Origin of the sequence: Paenibacillus sp. J5C2022 (genome assembly GCF_025567625.1) — a bacterium.
In the GTDB taxonomy this organism is placed as follows: Bacteria; Bacillota; Bacilli; order Paenibacillales; family Paenibacillaceae; genus Pristimantibacillus.
Genome location: NZ_JAOQJC010000047.1, coordinates 25,024 through 43,733, shown reverse-complemented (window position 1 = coordinate 43,733; position 18,710 = coordinate 25,024). Strand labels below are relative to the sequence as shown.

The 18,710-nt window shown below is 52.9% G+C and carries 12 protein-coding genes; all 12 read left to right on the top strand.

Annotation, left to right across the window (positions count from 1 at the left end):
• The first annotated feature begins 91 nt into the window (after positions 1-91).
• The 12 genes from M6D81_RS26795 to M6D81_RS26740 all read left to right on the top strand — a co-directional run bounded on the left by M6D81_RS26795 (position 92) and on the right by M6D81_RS26740 (position 18,345).
• Positions 92-2,053: an ABC-F family ATP-binding cassette domain-containing protein gene (locus M6D81_RS26795; RefSeq protein ID WP_262680253.1), complete on the top strand. Its 1,962-nt coding sequence runs from the start codon at positions 92-94 to the stop codon at positions 2,051-2,053.
• 47 nt (positions 2,054-2,100) lie between these two features.
• Complete coding sequence (locus M6D81_RS26790) at positions 2,101-2,736, top strand: fumarylacetoacetate hydrolase family protein (RefSeq protein WP_262680252.1); 636 nt, start codon at positions 2,101-2,103, stop codon at positions 2,734-2,736.
• A gap of 51 nt (positions 2,737-2,787) precedes the next feature.
• On the top strand, positions 2,788-3,951 hold the full coding sequence (locus M6D81_RS26785) for a GntR family transcriptional regulator (protein WP_262680251.1): 1,164 nt from the start codon (positions 2,788-2,790) through the stop codon (positions 3,949-3,951).
• Positions 3,952-4,420: 469 nt separating this feature from the next.
• A complete protein-coding gene (locus M6D81_RS26780; RefSeq protein WP_262680250.1) occupies positions 4,421-5,827 on the top strand; it encodes an ABC transporter substrate-binding protein in 1,407 nt (468 codons plus the stop codon).
• Positions 5,828-5,904: 77 nt separating this feature from the next.
• On the top strand, positions 5,905-8,835 hold the full coding sequence (locus M6D81_RS26775; protein WP_262680249.1) for an extracellular solute-binding protein: 2,931 nt from the start codon (positions 5,905-5,907) through the stop codon (positions 8,833-8,835).
• A 4-nt stretch (positions 8,836-8,839) separates the two neighbouring features.
• Positions 8,840-9,775, top strand: coding sequence for a carbohydrate ABC transporter permease (locus M6D81_RS26770; RefSeq protein ID WP_262680248.1), 936 nt, complete (start codon positions 8,840-8,842; stop codon positions 9,773-9,775).
• A gap of 5 nt (positions 9,776-9,780) precedes the next feature.
• Positions 9,781-10,656 carry a carbohydrate ABC transporter permease gene (locus tag M6D81_RS26765; RefSeq protein ID WP_262680247.1) on the top strand — a complete coding sequence of 292 codons (876 nt, stop codon included), beginning with the start codon at positions 9,781-9,783 and terminating at the stop codon, positions 10,654-10,656.
• 14 nt (positions 10,657-10,670) lie between these two features.
• Positions 10,671-12,734 carry a YIP1 family protein gene (locus M6D81_RS26760; RefSeq protein ID WP_262680246.1) on the top strand — a complete coding sequence of 688 codons (2,064 nt, stop codon included), beginning with the start codon at positions 10,671-10,673 and terminating at the stop codon, positions 12,732-12,734.
• Between the two features lie 12 nt (positions 12,735-12,746).
• A complete protein-coding gene (locus M6D81_RS26755; protein ID WP_262680244.1) occupies positions 12,747-15,335 on the top strand; it encodes a DUF5696 domain-containing protein in 2,589 nt (862 codons plus the stop codon).
• A gap of 2 nt (positions 15,336-15,337) precedes the next feature.
• Positions 15,338-16,234 (top strand): carbohydrate ABC transporter permease, encoded by an 897-nt coding sequence (locus M6D81_RS26750; RefSeq protein WP_262680242.1) that lies wholly within the window; start codon positions 15,338-15,340, stop codon positions 16,232-16,234.
• A 20-nt stretch (positions 16,235-16,254) separates the two neighbouring features.
• Positions 16,255-17,211, top strand: coding sequence for a carbohydrate ABC transporter permease (locus M6D81_RS26745; protein WP_262680241.1), 957 nt, complete (start codon positions 16,255-16,257; stop codon positions 17,209-17,211).
• Between the two features lie 21 nt (positions 17,212-17,232).
• Complete coding sequence (locus tag M6D81_RS26740) at positions 17,233-18,345, top strand: GntR family transcriptional regulator (protein ID WP_262680240.1); 1,113 nt, start codon at positions 17,233-17,235, stop codon at positions 18,343-18,345.
• Positions 18,346-18,710 lie beyond the last annotated feature (365 nt).

The window sequence follows — 18,710 nt, the reverse complement described above, 5'->3', positions numbered from 1 at the left end:
ACGGGCATGCGTCTGATCAGGCTGTGTGCTATCATGTTAATGTAGCTGCCTCGCAGGCGGCACCACTATATGGATAAAGTAGGTTTGCGATATGCATTTATTATCGGTTGAACATATTTCGAAGAGCTATGGCGAGAAGGTATTGTTCCAAGATGTGACGTTCGGTGTGGAGGAAGGCGACAAGATCGGCATTATCGGCGTGAACGGCACGGGCAAGTCCACCTTCCTGAAGGTGATTGCGGGCATCGAGCCGCCGGATTCCGGAGCCGTGTCGACAGGCAATCGGGTCGTCGTCCGCATGCTCTCGCAAGATCCGCAATTCCAGGACGGCGAATCGGCTCTGGAGCATGTGCTTGGCGGAGATTCCCCCCAGCTGCGCGCTGTGCAGGCCTATGCGGCGGCTATGGAGGCGCTGGAGCTGAATCCTGGCGACGAATCGCTGCAGCAGAAGCTGATTGCGGCCAATGCGAAGATGGATGAGCTGGACGCATGGCAGCTGGAAAGCGAAGCGAAGACAGCGCTGTCGAAGCTGGGTATTACGGATTACTATGCTCGGGTGGAGACGATGTCGGGCGGTCAGCGCAAGCGGGTGGCGATGGCGGCGGCGTTGCTGCTGCCGTCGGATATTCTAATATTGGACGAGCCGACGAACCATATCGACAATGAGTCGGTCGCTTGGCTGGAGGGCATGCTGCAGAAGCGATCCGGAGCGCTGCTCATGATTACGCACGACCGCTACTTCCTGGATCGCGTCAGCAATCGGGTTATTGAGCTGGACCGGGGGAGCGCTTATTTCTATGAAGCGAATTACAGCCGCTTCCTGGAGCTGAAGCTGGAGCGCGAGGAGCGGGAAGCGGCTTCCGAGTCGAAGCGGCAAAACCTGCTGCGCCAAGAGCTGGCATGGATATCCCGCGGCGCCAAGGCGCGTACGACGAAGCAGAAGGCGCGGATTGAACGCTATGAAGCTCTGAAGGAGGCAGGCCCGAAGGCGGGCAGCGGCAAGCTGGAGCTATCCGTCGCATCGTCGCGGTTAGGCAGGAAAATCGTGGAGCTTCATGATGTGTCGATGAGCTTCGGCGATAGAGCGCTCTTCTCGGATTTCAGCTATATCGCGGTTCCCGAAGACAGGGTAGGCATCGTGGGACGCAACGGAAGCGGCAAGTCGACGCTGCTGAAGCTGATCGGGAGCAAGCTGGAGCCGAAGGAAGGCGATGTCGAGCTTGGTCCAACGGTGAAGCTGGGCTGGTTCTCGCAAGAACGCGAAGAGATGGACGAGTCGCTGCGGGTCATCGAATATATTCGGGAAAGCGCAGAGCAAGTGAAGACGGCCGACGGGACGACGATCTCGGCCGGGCAGATGCTGGAGCGCTTCCTGTTCCCTCCCGTCATGCAATGGTCGCCGATCGCCAAGCTGTCGGGCGGCGAGAAGCGCCGGCTGCAGCTGCTGCGGGTACTGATGGATGCGCCCAACGTTCTGTTGCTGGACGAGCCGACGAACGATCTGGATATTGCGACGCTGACCATTCTGGAAGATTACCTGGATGATTTCCCCGGCGTTGTGTTCGTGGTCTCCCATGACCGCTACTTCCTGGACCGAACGGTGGACAAAATTATTGCGTTCGAGGGAAGTCCGGAGCTGACGGTGCACACGGGGAACTATTCCGATTATGTAGCATACGCGGACAAGCGGCAGAAGGGAGAGAGCGGCTTGGATGCGGCGGGAGGCAATGGAAATGCAGCGAGGTCCAAGGCTGACGCAGCCGTTCCGAACGCGGTGCAGGATGGAGGGAAGTCCCGGGGAAGCGAGAAGACGCTTCGCATGTCTTATAAGGAACAGCGGGATTACGAGCAGATTGAAGATTGGATCGCTTCGGCGGAAGCGGAGCTGGAAGCTGTCGAGCAAGGGATGGAGGCGGCGGCGAGCGATGCGATGCGGCTTCAGGAGCTGGCGGAAGAACAGCAACAACTTAATGAGAAGCTCGAGGGGCTGATGGACCGCTGGGCGGAGCTAAGCGAGCTGGCTGAGCGCATCGCCGAGCAGAAGAAGAGCTAATGGCCTTACGGCCAGTCAACTACATTCATGAAGGCAGGTAAGCGAACATGGACAATTGGAGCAAGATTCGAAATATTTACTGTATCGGACGCAATTATCGCCTGCATGCGCTGGAGCTGGGCAATGTGGTTCCGAATGAACCGCTTGTGTTCATGAAGCCTTCTCATGCGGCATCGGCAATGTCCGGCGGAGTTATTCGCATTCCCGGCAAGCAAGGCGAGGTGCACTTCGAATTGGAAGTCGTGCTTCGGATGGGCCGGGCTTATGAGCCGGGAACCGACCCCCATGCTTGCATAGAGGGAATGACGCTGGGGCTCGATCTGACTTTGCGGGATGTGCAGTCGAAGCTGAAAGCGAAAGGCCAGCCGTGGCTGCCGGCCAAGGGCTTCCAACAATCGGCACCGCTGGGCCAATGGTTGCCGTATCCCGGCGAGAAGGAACTGCAGGAGCACACCTTCACGCTTTATCGCAACGGCCTTGCGGCTCAGCAAGGCTGCGTTCGCGATATGCTCTTTCCCGTAGCGGAGCTTATTCATTATGTCGGTACTCATTACGGGCTTGGAGAAGGGGACTTGTTGTTCACGGGAACTCCGGCAGGAGTGGCAGCTTTGGCGGATGGCGATAAGCTTCAATTGCTCTGGGGAGAGCAAGAGCTGGGGAGCTGTACAATCGAAATCGTATAACTTTTCACACGAAACTGTTAATATATAATTAAATTTGATATACTTTATTGAATGATCAAGCTTGCGCTTGACGGCAGGGAAACGGAAAGGTCAGGTGAAGGCGTGGACAGGGGCAAGAGACCGCTTTACAGAAAAATATACGAGGAGCTTCTGCAAAAAATAGAATCGGGAGAGCTGAAAGAAGACCAGCAACTGCCGACGGAAGCGATGCTGGCCGATTCGTATGGCGTCAGTATCATCACGTCCAAGCGCGCATTGCTGGAGCTGGAACGGGACGGTTATATATTCAGAAGGAGAGGCAGCGGAAGCTACGTTAAGAAAAGAGGACAGCAAAAGCAGACGGAAGCGTACGATATTGGCAAGATGGTCGCCATGGTGCTGCCGTACGTGGATTCAAGCGGCTTGCTGGGCTATATACAAGGAGCGGCGGATTATCTCGATTCCAAGGGCTACTACTTGACGATTCACACGAGCAACTGGAATTACAAGAAGGAGAAGGAATTTCTTACTTCTTTGCCGCGCAGGGAAATAGCGGGCATTATCCTCTATCCGGTAAGCACGCAAAGAAATATTGAAGTCCTGTACTCGCATTATATGAACCAATATCCCGTCGTTACGATTGACCAATATTACGACAACGTCCCGGTAAGCAGTGTCGTGTCGGACAATTACAAGGGCGGATATATGATCTGTACGGAGCTCATTAAACGAGGGCACAGCCGTATCGCCTTCGTCTCCAGCATCGGTATCGAGTACCGCAGCTCCGTCAGAGACCGCTTCTACGGATATTGCGCCGCGCTGCGCGAGGCGGACCTGGCCATTAATACGGACCTGATTATAACCGACTTCTATGACAAGTTCGATCAGAAGGAAAGCAGAACCTATTACAAGGCCATGATCGAACAGTTGCACGAGCTGGGCGTGACAGCTATTCAAGCCGAGCATGATCATATTGCAGTCGAACTGCTTTGGGCAGCATTGGAGCTGGGGGTGAAGGTTCCCGAACAGTTATCCATCGTCGGTTTTGACAATCACGAGATTTCTCGAAGTGTAGAGCGTCCTGTTACGACAGTCGAACAGAACTTTTGCCAGATTGGAAGCATGGCGGCTTCCATTATTCTGGAGCAAATTGAGCAGGGCTTCTCCCAGCAGCAACGGAGGGAAAAAATTGATGTTGCATGGATTGAACGGGAATCGACAGGTCCCGCTTCTTAGGCGGCGAACGCAATTGGAGTTCCAAGAAAGGCGGGAAAAATCCCCTTGAGCTATTGAATCAATAGCTCAAGGGGATTTTTTTTGCTTGGCCGCAATAGCGGTACGATGTCCAAGCATACGAATGGGCAGCAGCAAGCGATGCGGCCTCGGTTAGAGGCGGGAAAGTGTGCAACTGGCAAGTTGAATTATGTCACAGGTTAATTATTTAGTATATTAAATATTAGAATTAATCATAAAAAACATAACAACATATTTACAAATGATCCCTCAATGAATATAATAAAAATCACTTAGTGGACTTTATGGTATATCAAATTAAGTGGAAGTTGCTGCTTGAACGAAAAACAAGGTTTGCTAAGTCATTTTTTCAAAGTGAATGTAAGCGCTTAAAAAGGAGGGGAGAGCGGGGCGATCGTTAACGGCATGATTGGACATGTGTTTGCAAATTAATCGATAAAGGGGTAATCGTATGCAAAAATGGACGCTGTCTAAAGGGATTGTTCTTCTGCTTGTTCTTGCACTTGTATTGGTTATGGCAGGTTGTTCCGGGAATAACGGGCAAGAGGAGGCTCCAGGCAAGGAGACTGTAAAGGAAACTGCTACGCCTGCTCCGGAGACTACGGAGGAAAAGCCGGATGACGGGGCGGTCGAGGAGAAGATTGACCTTGGCGGTCAGACGATCAAGATTGGCGCATGGTGGGATGCCGACCCTCGGGCTGTGAAGGAAGAGGAGCGCTCGCTTATTGACGAGCTGCAAATTGAATTGATTGAAAAAGCGGAAAAAAAATATAATGCGAAAATTGAGTATGTAAAGGTCGATTACGGTCAAATGGTGGAGCAATTCACGACAACTTCGCTAGGCGGAGAGCCGTTCGCGGATATCGTGCGGCTGGAGCTGTTCTGGATGTTCCCCAAGCTGGTCAACGACGGATTCGTTGCCGAACTGGACGATCTGCTGAAGATCGATTCGGAGAAAATGCCCAAGTGGATGCTTGAAGGCGGGGCTTACAACGGCAAGCAATACGGTCTTGTAGATGGCGGTCCGTCGCCATTCGGCCTGTGGTATAACAAAACGTTGTTCCAAAGCATGGGACTGGAAGACCCATACGCGCTTCAGCAAAGCGGTGAATGGACGTGGGACAAATTCCTTGAAATCGCCAAAGCGGCTACAAAAGATACAGATGGAGACGGCAAGGTTGACGTATACGGCATCGCGGGCAATCCGAAAGAGATATTCCATCAATATATTTATTCCAACAATGGGGCAGTCGATGTAGCGGAAGACGGCTCTTACAAGTTCTCCCTGGACAGCCCGAATGCGATGGAAGCCTCGCAAGCTTATTATGATCTGTACAATACGCACAAAGTGATCGACGTAAGCGGCGAGGACCATAACCAGCAGTTCATTAAAGGCAAGACGGCTATGGTAACCGCATTCACATGGGAGATCGGCAACTATAAAGAAAACATGACCGATGAGTTAGGCTTCGTATTTTGGCCAAGAGGTCCAAAAGCGGATGATTACGGCACGAACACGCCATTCGGAAATATGTGGGCGATAGCCAAGATGTCCAAAAATGCGGAAGCGGCTGCAAAAATTCTTGATGAAATCTCATTGTGGAGATCGCAGTATCCTGAAATTCAAGCGCTGATCGACGAAAGCATGGAGAATACTTATCCTTCACCTGAAATCATCGACACGATCAAGCAAATGGGCAACAAAATTACTTATATCAGCTACTATGCTTATCCGGAAGCGGAAAAAATCATTGAAGGCGCATTCAACAATATGAAAGATGGCAAGGAAACGCCGGCTACGGCGATTGAGAAGATTAAGCCGCAGTTCGAAGCTGCTATGAATCAAGTGATGAAGTAAGAAGAAATGCTGCTCTGTTGGTGCCACTGCCGCTTGTCAGCGGCGGTGGCATTCATGAGTAAAGGGGGACCTGCGCCTTGCGACAACGTTTATTCAAATACAGATGGATAGCCATGCTGTGCACTGCAGCTATATTGATGGCGACTCAAGCGAGCGCACCGCATTCCTCCGCCAAAGGGATGGTCGATCGCGACCAAGTCTCGGAGCTGACGGGGCTTACGCTTAGGGAGAACGGATATGAGCAGTACAGGCTGCAGCATCAAGACAAGCCGATGCCGGATGAAACGATTGTCGTACGAGCAACAAGCTATGAGAGAGCAGACGGAATGAAGCCCGGGCTGTATCGAGACAGCAATGCCGCAGAAGACGGAGCCTTGCTTACGGATGAGACGGGCATGATGACGTGGGCGTTCGATGTGCCGGAAGCGGGGTTATATTATATTAGCGTTCGCTACTACAATGTGCCTGGCAAAAATACGGATATCGAAAGAGCCTTATACATTAACGGGGAGCTTCCCTTCGCGGAATCCGGCAGTATTTATTTGCAGCGCCGATGGAAAAACGCGGGTGCTGGCATTCAGCGGGATGAGCGAGGGAATGATATCAGGCCTGTGCAAGCAGAGGAGTCCGGCTGGCAAGATGTGCAGTTGAGGGATATGACGGGATACTACGAGGAGCCTTACTTATTTTATTTTCACAAGGGCGGCAATACACTCTCTCTGGCTTCACTGCGTGAGCCGGTTGTCATTGAATCGCTTACGCTGCATCAGTCTGAAAGCACTATTGATTATAAGGATCAATTGAACATATATGAGCAGCAGGACTTAAAGGTGGTAGATCGCTCAATTGTGATCAAAAAGCAAGGCGAGGATGCTGAGTGGAAATCCAGTCCTACCTTGTACCCCATTATGGAGCGCTCGCCAACTTCAGAGCCGTATCATGTATCCAAAATCAGATTAAATGCAATAGGCGGAAATAACTGGAGAATGCCGGGACAATGGATGGAGTGGGAGATCGATATTCCGGAGGACGGCTTGTATCAGCTGGCTTTCAAGGCCAAGCAATCTTATGCGCGCGGCTTGACCTCTACCAGAGCGCTGACGATTGACGGCAAGACGCCATTCCGCGAGATGGAGCGAGTGTCCTTCCCTTACGGCCCGGATTGGGGCATGCATATATTGCGCAATGAGGATGATGGAGAGCCTTATCTGTTCCACTTCACGAAGGGCAAGCATGCGATCAGGCTGGAAGTGACGCTTGGAGAGATGGCTCCTGTGCTCCGGACTGCCGAATCGAGCGTTCTTGCGCTGAACGAGCTGTACCGGACGATCATCAGCTTTACCGGCACCGTGCCGGACCCTTTCCGGGACTATCAGCTGGATGAGAGGCTGCCGGAGATGCCGGGCATAATGGAGCGGCAAAGCGCTGTGCTTGCCTCCTTGGCTGACATGATGGAAGGATATAGCGGCAAGACGACGGACCGGACGGCTATCCTGCGGACGATATCCTACCAATTAAGCGACATGGCGAAGGAGCCGGACAGCGTTCCGTCGAGACTGGAGCGGTTCAAGACGAATGTCGGCGCTGTCAGCACCTGGATATTGCAAGTGAAGGAGCAGCCGCTGTCGATCGACTACCTGATTGCATCTTCCCCCGACAGCAAGCTGCCCAAGGCGAAAGCGTCCTGGTGGCAGAAGGCTGTACATGAGCTGTCTGCGTTCGGCGCTTCATTCATCGAAGACTATGACAGCATCGGGCAAGTGCACGAAGATGCGCAGAAGCCGATTGCAGTGTGGGTCACGACAGGACGGGACCAGGCTCAGATTGTGAAAAGAATGATCGACAACGATTTTACAGTGAAATCCGGAGTGCCAGTCAATCTGCGGCTCGTATCCGCGGATGTGCTGCTGGCTGCCACCTTGGCCGGGCAAGGACCGGATGTGGCGATACAGGTCGGCAACGATGTGCCGGTCAATTTCGCGATGCGAAGCGCGCTTTATGACTTGAGCGCATTCCCGGACTTCGAGGAAGTGTCGCAGCGCTTCCATGAAAGTGCTGTAGTGCCCTACCGCTACAATGAAGGTGTGTTCGCGCTTCCGGAGCAACAAATATTCCCGGTGCTCTTCTACCGCAAGGATATTCTGAACGAGCTGGGGCTGGAAGTGCCGCAGACATGGGACGATGTGTATGCTATGATCCCGCATCTGCAGAAGAACAACCTGGAGTTCGGCTTGCCGCAGCAGACGGTATCGTCGGCGGGTACCGGTGTCACTCAACAGCTGCCGCCCAATCCCGCATTCGCGATGCTGCTGTATCAGCATGACGGTGAATTGTATCGGGAAGGCGGCATGGCCAGCGCGATTGATGCCGAACCGTCCGTGCAGGCGTTCAGGAAGTGGACGGAGCTCTATGTCAACTATAAGCTGCCGATTATGTTCGACTTCCCTAACCGGTTTCGTACAGGAGAAATGCCGATCGGCATTGCGGAATACGACACGTACAATCATCTGAGCGTCAGCGCGCCGGAAATCAGGGGATTATGGGGATTCGCTCCAGTGCCGGGTGTCAGAACGGCGGAAGGTGAGATAAGAAGAGAAGTGTCCAGCAGAGGCTTCGGAGCGATTATGTTCCAGCAGACGGAAGACAAGGAGGCGGCATGGGAGTTCCTGAAGTGGTGGACGGACAAGGACGCGCAGATTGCATTCGGACGCGAGATGGAAGGACTCCTGGGACCGGCGGGACGATATCCCGCAGCCCATGTGGAAGCGCTGGAGCAGCTGCCGTGGCCGGTAGCCGATCTGAACGTGCTGAAGGAGCAGTGGCGCTGGGTAAGAGGTATCCCGGAAGTTCCCGGCGGATACTTTACCGGCCGACATCTGGACAATGCATTCCGCCGCGTTGTCATCGGCGGCGACGATGCGAGGGAGACGATAGACTTGTACGTGCGCGCCATCAATGAAGAAATTACGATCAAACGGAAAGAATTCAATCTTCCGCTTACGAACTGAGGTGATGGTTATCCGTAACGCGAATGGAAATAAAATCATAACGGCCGCCGCTTCAATCGGCCGGGATATAAGCGTGAAGAAGCATGCTTATGTGTTGCTGGCCCCGTACTTTATTATCTTCTTTGCCTTTACTGTATTCCCTGTCGTGCTGTCCTTCGGGCTCAGCTTTACGAACTTCAACATGCTGGAGTTTCCGAAGTGGATTGGCTGGGACAATTATGTGCGACTGTTCGTCAAGGACGATGTCTATCTGACCGCGCTGAAAAATACGTTGCTGTTCGCGGCCATTACCGGACCTGCCAGCTATATGGCTTGCTTCCTGTTCGCCTGGCTCATCAATGAGCTGCCGCCCAGGTTCAGGTCGATTATTACGCTCATCCTCTATGCGCCTTCGATCTCGGGCAATGCTTTTTTAATATGGCAAATTATGTTCCATAGCGATTCATATGGTTATGTGAATGCGTTTCTCATTCGTTGGGGGTTCATTACGGAGCCGGTCCAGTGGCTGCAGGACCCCCAGTGGATGCTGGCTATCGTCATCCTTGTTCAGTTGTGGCTTAGCCTTGGAACCGCATTCCTGGCATTTATCGCCGGCTTGCAAGGCATTGATCGCACCTTGTTCGAGGCGGGAGCGATGGACGGGATCAAAAACCGCTGGCAGGAGCTGTGGTACATTACGCTGCCGTCGATGAGGCCGCAGCTTATGTTCGGCGCCGTCATCCAAATTACGACTTCGTTCGCCGTAGCGGAGGTCAGCATCTATCTGGCGGGCTTTCCCAGCACGGATTATGCGGCGCATACGATTGTGACGCATCTGATGGACTATGGAACGATCCGATTCGAGATGGGATACGCATCGGCGATTGCGACTGTTCTGTTCGGCATCATGCTGGGAACGAATCTGCTGACGCAGCGCTTCCTGAAGAAAGTGGGGGATTGACACGAATGAACCAGCTTCGAATGCTTTTGCCCAGAAAGCGGCTTAACCGTTCCTTGCCGGTGACGATTATGCTGTCTGTTTTCATCGGCGCTGTAGCGGCGTTTATGGGCTTGCCCCTTCTATTTATAATCAGCAATGCGTTTAAGCCGATGGACGAGATTTTTCTGTTTCCGCCGCGATTTTTTGTTCGCAATCCGACGCTGGACAATTTTTACGACTTGGTGCTTATTTTCTCCAACTCATGGGTACCGTTCTCGAGGTATATATTCAATACGTTCTTTATCGCCATCATCGGTACGGCCGGTCATGTGCTGCTGGCCTCCGCCGCAGCCTATCCGCTGGCCAAGATCAAGTTCAGGGGCAGCGCGGTGTTGTTCTCCATGGTCGTGCTGTCGCTGATGTTCTCCCCCCATGTAACGGCTATTCCCAATTACATGACGATGTCATGGCTGGGGCTCATTAACCATTACGGGGCGCTGATCATTCCCGCTTTCGGCTATTCATTAGGATTGTATTTGATGAAGCAGTTCATGGAGCAGATACCGGATGCGCTGCTGGAGGCCGCCAAGATTGACGGTGCGGGTGAATACAGGGTGTTCTGGTCCATCGTCATGCCGACGGTCAAGCCTGCCTGGCTTACGCTTATTATTTTCTCGTTCCAGCAATTATGGACGGTGAACGCAACGGCGCAAAAATTTATTTACAGCGAGCAATTGAAAACGATGGACTATGCGTTCAGCCAAATATTGGCGGGAGGGATTTCCCGTACCGGCGCTTTCGCAGCCGTCACTTTGCTGATGATGCTGGTGCCGATCATCGTCTTTATCGTGACGCAGAGCAATGTGATTCAGACGATGTCGACGTCGGGCATGAAGGAATAGGGGGTGAGGGCAGATTGAGACTTAAACATATCACGATGCTGATGACGGCCCTTATGATGCTGGCCTTCGCTCCGCTTGAAGCGCATGCCTCGATTTATCCGGGGTATTTGTATTCCTATGAGAAGGAGGCTGCTCCGGCGCCGCTCCCTTATTGGCCTGAAGACATCATTCGTGCGGAGGATATGGGGCTTGCGCCTTTCTCGTCGCCGGAGGACTTGTATATCGGGAATGGCACGGCTTACGTGGCCGACACGGGTAATAACCGGATAGTTGTGTTCGATATGGAAGAGCGCTCGGCCGCCGTGCTGGATTCGTTTCGGCATGATGGCAAGGAAGATGGCTTTCTGCGGCCCGAAGGCCTATTTGTAGATGAAGACAACGGTCATCTTTATATAGCGGACACGGGCAATGGAAGGGTCGTTCATCTGACGGAAGACGGGCGATTCGTGAAGACGATTGAAGCGCCGCATTCTTCATTTATAAGAGGCAGCTTTCAATTCAGCCCCTCCAAGGTGGCGCTGGATAAAGCGAAGCGCTTGTATGTTATCAGCAAGAATGCGTATGAAGGGATTATGGAATTCGATGCCGATGGCGGATTTAACGGCTTCATCGGAACGAACCGCGTACGTTTCAACCCCGTCGATTTGCTCTGGAAGCGCTTGTCTACCTCCGAGCAGCGGGACAAAATGGTGCAGTTCGTGCCGCTGGAGTTCAATAATATGAATATCGACAGCGAGGGTTTTCTGTACACGACAACTCCCGAAATCAATTCGGAGGCGCCAATTAAACGATTGAACCCATCGGGCATTGATATTTTGCGGAGAGAAGGCTCATTCCCTCCGAAGGGCGATATTCACTATTTGGAGATTGGCAGCGTGCCGGGCAGCTCGATCTTCGTTGCTGTACAATCCGACGAGGCCGGCATCTATCACGGGCTGGATTTTAAACGAGGCCGCATCTTCACGTACGACAAAGACGGGCAGATGCTCCACCAATTCGGAGGAATCGGCAATCAGGAGGGGAGGTTCCGCTCTCCGGCAGCGCTCGGGAAATGGGAGGAGACGCTTTATGTGCTGGACAAAGGATTGGGACAAATAACCGCTTTTTCCCCTACTCCGTATGGAAGCGCAATCCGAAAGGCGACGATCGCTCAATACAATGGCGAAGCGGCACTGGCCAAGCAGCAATGGCAGGAAGTGCTGAGGCTGAACCGCAACAATGAAATTGCCTATGTCGGCATTGGAAAAGCGCTGCTCAAGGAAGGCGACAATGCCGGAGCGATGCGAAGCTTCGAGCTGGGCAGTAACCGCGCTTATTACTCCGAAGCATTCAAGCGTTATCGCGAGGAGTGGATCGAGCGCAACTTCGGTTATTTGGCCGGCGGATTTTTGCTGCTGCTGCTCGCACCGGCCATATGGAAGCGATGGAAGCGCAGGCGAGGAGCTGGTGGGCTTTACACAGAGAGCGGGATATGGAGCAATCCGCTTTATACGATGACTCACCCGATCAAGGGCTTCTGGGAGATGAAGTTCGAGGGCAAGGGCAGATTGGGGATAGCCGTCGGCATTGTGCTGCTGCTGGGGCTGACGATGATTTTAAAGTATCAATACAGCGGCTTTGTCGTGAATAACAACAATCCCGATGAGCTGAATAGTCTGGCTCAGCTGCGACTGGTGCTGCTTCCTGTCGCCTTGTGGGCCATTGCGAACTGGTCGCTGACCACATTGATGGACGGGGAAGGCAAGTTCCGGGAGATTATACTGGCAACCGGCTACTCGCTGCTTCCTTTCATCGTGATCTATTTGCCGCAAATATTGCTGAGCCGCATTATTACGCAAGAAGAGAGTACGTTTTACTATTTGCTGGACTCTATCGCTTTCATCTGGTTTCTGATCCTGCTGTTCACAGGCACGATGACGGTCCATCAATATACGCCGGGCAAGACGGCTGTGACGATGCTTCTTACAGTAGTCGTCATTGGCATCCTGTTGTTTTTGGCGCTGCTCGTCTTCAGCATTCTGCAGCAGATGCTGTCATTCTTCTCGGCGATTTATACCGAAGTTATTTTCCGATTGTAAAGGAGGGTTAGCGTGAGAAAATCCGGAATGAAGATCACCCTCGTCATATGCATGCTTGCCCTGCTCTTCTGGACAGCGGATGGCCTTATTCCTGCCGGTGCGACGGAGGGAAGCGGGAACGGCAATGCGGCACTGGCAGTGAAGCAAGATGCCGGGGAAGAGACGAAGCCTGAAACCAAGCAAGACCAGAAGCGCGTCATAGAGAAAGGCCCCGAACAAGGCCGGCAGAGCAGCGCTTCTCCGGCAAGCGGTATGCAGGCTGTCGCGGAGAATGAAGCTTTAAAGTTCTATATATCGCGGGAGACGGCGGAGATTGCGCTGGAGCAGAAGGGAACCGGTCACGTCTGGCACTCCAATCCCCCTCTGCGGGATGCGGACGAGAAGGCTTCGCCGTTGTTCAAGTCCATGCTGTCCTCGCAACTGACGCTAACTTATTACAATGAAGACGGTCAGCTTAAGACGTTCAACAGCTATGACGACAGTGTGAAGAGGGGACAATTCTCGATTGCGTCCATTCCGGACGGCGTGAAGGTCAGCTATACGTTCGGCAATGCCGCCAAGGGGAGAGATGTCATTCCGCTGGCGATCAGCAAGGAACGCTTCGAGAGTGTCATATTGGCCAAGATTACGGATGAGGATATCCGGACCAAGGTGAGGCTTAGATTCGATCTCGACGAGGAGACGGGCATATACACGCCGAGAAAGATGCAGAACTTCGTCGTCGAAGAAATAGCTGCCGTGCTGGAAGCCGCCGGCTATACGAGCGAAGAGGCGGCCAAGGATAATCAGGCCAACGGCCTGGAAGCGGCGGAAGGAACCGGCCTACAGTTCCATGTTCCGGTACAGTACAGGCTGGAAGGAGACCGATTCGTCGCTTCGATCGCCGCCGCTGAATTGGAATATGATGAACGGCATCCCATTCAATCGATCCATCTGCTGAACTATTTCGGAGCGGCGGACGCATCGGATGAAGGATACCTGTTCGTTCCCGACGGCTCGGGAGCCTTAATCCGCTTCAATAATGGCAAGCTGGCAAGCGCTCCTTACGATGCGCCTGTCTACGGACTTGACGAGACGGTGATGCGCAAGGAGAAGGTTCAAAGCAATGAGACGATCCGCTTCCCTGTCTTCGGCATGGTCAAAAACGATGCAGCCTTTCTGGCGGTCATCGAAGAAGGAGACGCTCTGGCATCCGTAACGGCGGATGTGAGCGGCCGCCATCATGACTACAATCATGTATCGGCGCGTTTCGAGCTGATGCAGATGGATTATATTACGCTCACCTCCGGCAGCAAGTCGAGCTCGATCCCCGTATTTCAATCCGGAAAGTATAGCGGCGAGCTTGGCGTCAGCTATCAGTTCCTGAGCGGAGGCGACGCTTCTTACTCCGGACTGGCGGCATTGTACCGCGAGCGGCTGACGAAGGAGTACGGCTGGCAGAGGCGAGCAAGCGACAGCGCTATTCCGTTCGTGCTGCGGCTTGAGGGGGCTTTCATGAAGAACAAATCCTTTCTCGGCATTCCGTACAAGCGCGCCGAGGCGTTGACGACCTTTGATGAAGCGATCGATATTTTAACGGAGCTGAAGGAAGCGGGCGTCGGACGTATACAGCTCCAATACGAGGGCTGGTTCAATGACGGCATTCGCCATAAGTCGCCGGAGAAGGTCAAGCTGGAAGCCGGGCTGGGAGGCAAGCGGGATTTCCGCCGGCTTGCGCAATATACGCGGCAAGAAGATATCGCTTTTTTTCCGGATGTGGCTTTGCAGCACAAGTACAAGGGGGACAAAGGCGCAGCAACTTTCTTGAACAAAAAAGACGCCGCCGTATATTCGTACAGCCCGGTTCACTATATGGCGGACAAATCGAAGTTCTCGCATTACGTGCTGTCTCCGGGAGTATTGCTCGGCACGACGGAATCATTCCTGAAGCAAGCGGAGAAGCTGCAGCTATCCGGCCTGTCGCTCAGCGATCTGGGTACGCCTCTGAATTCCGACTTTCATGAATCAAGATTCGTGAACAGGCAGGCGGCGAAAGAAATCGTCGTCGACAGCTTGCATGCGGTCAATGCCGCTGTCGACGAGCTGATGGTAAGCGGCGGCAACCAGTATGCGCTGCAATTCGCCGATACGGTCGTGAACGCTCCGCTGCGCAGCAGCCGCTTCCAGATAATAGACGAGGATGTTCCGTTCTATCAGATGGTGCTGCATGGCTATATCAGCTATGCGGGCGAGCCGTGGAATATGGCGGAGCGGGGAGATGTCCGCCGGCAGATGCTGAAAGCGCTGGAGACAGGCTCGGCGGTCTACTTCCAATGGTTCCATGCCGATCCGTCCGTTACGAAAGGAACGGACTTCGATTATTTGTATTCCGCTCACTATCGGGACTGGATGGATGTCGGCGTCCGGTATTATACGGAGCTGAATGCTGTGCTGAAAGCGGTGCAAGGGCAGACGATATCGAAGCATCGCCAATTGCAGGAGGGCGTCTATGAGACGACGTTCGGGAACGGGATTCGCATCATCGTCAATTACAGCGATGCGACGGTGGACATCGACGGAACGGCTATCGTTCCGAATAGCTATTGGACGGGCGGTGAGTGAATATGCTTCGAAGAAAGTGGACACTGGAACAGCGGAAAGCATGGTATGGCCTATTGTTCGCCACCCCGTTCATGTTCGGCTTCCTCTTCCTGTTTCTCATTCCGCTGCTGCAGTCGCTGCGTTACAGCATGAGTACGCTTAGGCTGAGCGAGGGCGGATTCGTAACGGATTATGAAGGCTTGAACAATTTCGCCATGTTGCTGTTGTCGCATCCTACCTTCAACCGCACGCTGACAGATGCGATTGTGAATATGGTCGTGAACGTTCCGATCATTATCATTTTCAGCCTGTTTGCAGCAGTGCTGCTCAATCAGAGATTCAGAGGGCGGGTATTCGCCAGATCCGTGTTTTTCCTGCCGGTTATTCTGGCTTCCAGCGCGATTGCCAGTCTGGATGCGAATAGCTTCATTGCGGGCATGATGACCTCAAGCGGAGCAAGCGGGGAAGATAGCGGTATGCTGCAAAGCTTCCAGCTGGAGAAGATGCTGCTGGAATCCGGGATGGGGACGATGTTCGTCGACTATTTGACCGGCGCCGTGGATCGCATCTATGAAATTATCAGTTCATCCGGCGTGCAGATTCTGATCTTCCTGGCAGGCCTCCAGTCGATCTCCCCTTCGTTGTATGAATCGGCGCGTATGGAGGGGGCGACGGGCTACGAGCTCTTTTGGAAAATAACGTTCCCGATGACTTCTCCGCTTATTTTGACGAATACGGTGTATTCCATCATCGATTCCTTTAACGGCAACGAGATGATCACACTCATCTCCGAGACGGCGTTCCGTTCCTTTGAGTTCGGCGTCAGCGCTGCGATGTCATGGATCTACTTTGTTATCATTTCGATTATTCTCGTGTTGTCCGGCTGGTTTATTTCCAAGAGGGTGTTCTATTATGACTAATATGACTGGAGGTGGAGAGTATGCCGTCCATCATTAATGCGCTGAGAGAGCGTCTGGAGCAGAAGCAGCCTCTGGAAAGCTTGAAGCATTGGAGCTGGATGATGCTTCGGACGACTCTGATTACGGGGCTGTGCTTTATTATTCTCTATCCGATTATGATGAAGCTGTCCATTGCGTTCCGGGTCAAGGACGATCTGTATGATCCTTCCGTATTGTGGCTTCCCCGCCACTTTACGCTGGACAACGTCAAGACGGCGATGGAAGCGATGGATTACTGGACTGCTTTCCTGAACACCACGCTCATCTCGGCAGGTACGACGCTGCTGCAGCTTGTGTCCTGCGCTTTGGCGGCATACGCCTTTGCGAGGCTCCGCTTCTGGGGGAGCGGCGTGCTGTTCATGCTGGTCGTCTTCACCATCGTTGTGCCGCCGCAGACGATTATGATTCCGACTTATATGACGTACCGGTATTTTGATTTCTTCGGACTGGGGAGCTTGTTTGCCGGAGGCAGTATGAATTTGATCGATACGCCGTGGCCGTTTATCATTTCCTCCATGCTGGCCATGGGATTGAAGACGGGGCTGTACATTTATATATTCCGGCAATTTTTCCGGGCGGTTCCGAAGGAGCTGGAGGAAGCGGCTTATGTGGACGGATACGGGATAGGCAAAACATTTTTTCGCATTATTTTGCCCAATGCGACGCCGGCACTCGTGACGGTCCTCCTGTTCTCCTTCGTCTGGCAATGGAATGACAGCTATTATGTATCGTTATACTTTAACAAGGTGAAGGTGCTGTCCACGCAGGTGACATCGATTGCCTCCGGCGTGACGGAAGCATTTGAAGTGGACCCGGTTTATATATCGCTTATAATGAGTACAGGGGCGCTTCTCGTATTGGCCCCATTGATCATCATGTATATTTTCGTTCAACGATATTTTGTAGAGAGTGTTGAGCGTACGGGTATTGTTGGATAGAAGAAGGTGGTAGGAGCAGAGATGGAAACCAAAACGCTGTATCATCAAATTTTTGATGCCGTTCGAGAGGATATTGAAGCAGGAAAGTATGCGGCGGAGCAGCAGCTGCCGACAGAACTGGAATTAACGAAGCATTACGGGGTAAGCCGCATTACGGTGAAACGGGCATTGGAAGAGCTCGAGCTTCATGGCTATATTGACCGCAAACAAGGCAGCGGGAGCTTCGTCAGAAGCGCCGGCGAGTGGCGGGCATCCGAATGCCATGAGCGCTTGCATGATACAGTTGCCTTTATATTGCCGTCATTTTCCGCGAATGGGTTAAGCCAGTATATTCAGGGAGCTTCCGAGGCGATGGAGAAACGCGGGCTTCACTTGAGTGTCCATACCACTCACGAGAATACGGTTAAGGAGAGCGAGCTGCTGCGCACTTTGCCCAAGCAGGGCATGAAGGGGATTATTTACTACCCGACGAATAGCAGCTTCAATATAGACGTTCACACTTTGCATATGAACGATTACCCTATTGTCACTATCGACAAGCACTTTGAAGGCCCGTCCGCCCGCAGCGTCGTATCGGACAATTATGCGGGCGGGTATATGGCGGCCTCCCATTTGGCCAAGCTGGGTCATAAGCGGATTGCGTTTGTGAGCAGTGTCGGACTTGAGGCGGCTTCCTCGGTGAAGCACCGTTATTTGGGCTACAGTCAGGCTTTGAAGGACAACGGATTGCCTTGCGATGCCGAGCTTGTCCTGCTGGACTTTCTGAGGGAACTGGGCTCATTGGGATCGGAACGCAGCTTCAAAAAAATTGTGGAGAAGCTGCTTAGCAATCAAGTAACGGCTGTGCAAGCGGAAAACGATTATGTTGCCGTGCAGTTGATGAAAGCGGCATTGGAGCTTGGAGCGAAGGTGCCGGATCACCTGTCGGTCATCGGATTCGACAACAGCATCGCCTCGGCGGGAGCTGTCGTTCCTCTGACGACGATCGAACAGCCGTTCCGGGATATAGGACGAAGAGCGGCCGAGATGATCATGAACAGGCTGGAGACGGGCAGGACAGCGGAAAGCTGCGTGCTCCCGGTTACCTGGATCGAGCGCGGCAGCACATCTTCCTTGTTTACACATCACCGCTGAAAGGATATAATTTTTCACATATGATCATAAAACATATATCAAATCAGACGTGGAAGCCAGCTGGTGAATCGATCCCTAGCTGATTGGCCCGCTAAGCAAGCGTAGAGCTCAGGGATCGCTGGTGAAGCGGGACGTTTGTATGAAATTTCGTAACTACTTAGGTACTAAAGCTAGTAGGGTGGGGCTTATCGCTCAAAATGGTCACATGGGCTCGGAAAAGAAGTGGAAATTGTGCGCAATCGCTCATTTTGTTCATATAGCCCCGCCAAGCGTACCTCATTCCGCCGAAAAGTAGGAGCTATCGCTCAAAATGGTCATATAGACTCGGAAAAGTAGAGGAAAGTGTGGGCTATCACTCATTTTGG